We start from the raw sequence: 1,177 nt of genomic DNA, 5'->3' as shown, positions 1-1,177 counted from the left end.
AAGATTTTAGCTACAACACCAGCACCAACTGTACGGCCACCTTCGCGGATCGCGAAACGTAGACCTTCATCCATTGCGATTGGAGCGATTAGCTCTACTGTCATTTGGATGTTGTCGCCTGGCATTACCATTTCTACGCCTTCTGGTAGAGAGATATCACCAGTTACGTCAGTTGTACGGAAGTAGAACTGTGGACGGTAGCCTTTGAAGAACGGAGTATGACGGCCGCCTTCGTCTTTAGACAGTACGTATACTTCTGATTCGAACTTAGTGTGTGGAGTGATTGAACCAGGCTTAGCTAGTACTTGACCACGTTCAACTTCATCACGCTTAGTACCACGTAGAAGTGCACCAACGTTCTCACCCGCACGACCTTCGTCTAGAAGCTTACGGAACATCTCAACACCAGTACATGTAGTAGTTGTAGTGTCGTGGATACCAACGATTGCTACTTCATCACCTACACGTAGGATACCGCGCTCGATACGGCCAGTTACTACTGTACCACGACCTTGGATTGAGAATACGTCTTCGATTGGCATTAGGAACGGCATGTCTACTGCACGCTCTGGCTCTGGAATGTACTCATCTAGTGCTTTAGCAAGCTCTAGAATCTTCTCTTCCCACTGTGCTTCGCCGTTTAGCGCGCCTAGTGCAGAACCTTGGATAACTGGTAGGTCATCACCTGGGAAATCGTACTCAGATAGAAGTTCACGAACTTCCATTTCTACTAGTTCTAGTAGCTCTTCATCGTCAACCATGTCACATTTGTTCATGAATACGATGATGTAAGGGATACCAACCTGACGGCCTAGTAGGATGTGCTCACGAGTTTGTGGCATTGGACCATCTGTTGCAGCAACAACTAGGATACCACCGTCCATTTGCGCAGCACCAGTGATCATGTTTTTAACATAGTCAGCGTGTCCTGGGCAGTCTACGTGTGCGTAGTGACGAGCTGGAGTATCGTACTCTACGTGTGAAGTAGAGATTGTGATACCGCGCTCACGCTCTTCTGGAGCGTTATCGATAGATGCGAAGTCACGAGCTGAACCACCGTAGTGTTTAGACAGAGTAGTACAGATAGCTGCTGTTAGAGTTGTTTTACCGTGGTCAACGTGGCCGATAGTACCAACGTTTACGTGCGGTTTCGTACGTTCAAATTTTTCTTTAGACA

Annotated in this window: 1 protein-coding gene; it reads right to left on the bottom strand. The window is 47.5% G+C overall.

Features of this window, described 5'->3' with window-relative positions:
* On the bottom strand, positions 1-1,177 hold a 1,177-nt coding region (gene tuf / locus HKI82_RS20325; RefSeq protein WP_171139017.1), incomplete at both ends, for an elongation factor Tu.

The organism is Vibrio plantisponsor (assembly GCF_013041605.1).
Lineage (GTDB): Bacteria > Pseudomonadota > Gammaproteobacteria > Enterobacterales > Vibrionaceae > Vibrio > Vibrio plantisponsor.
Note: the sequence above shows the minus strand (reverse complement) of the source record. Positions and strands in the feature narration are given on the sequence as shown.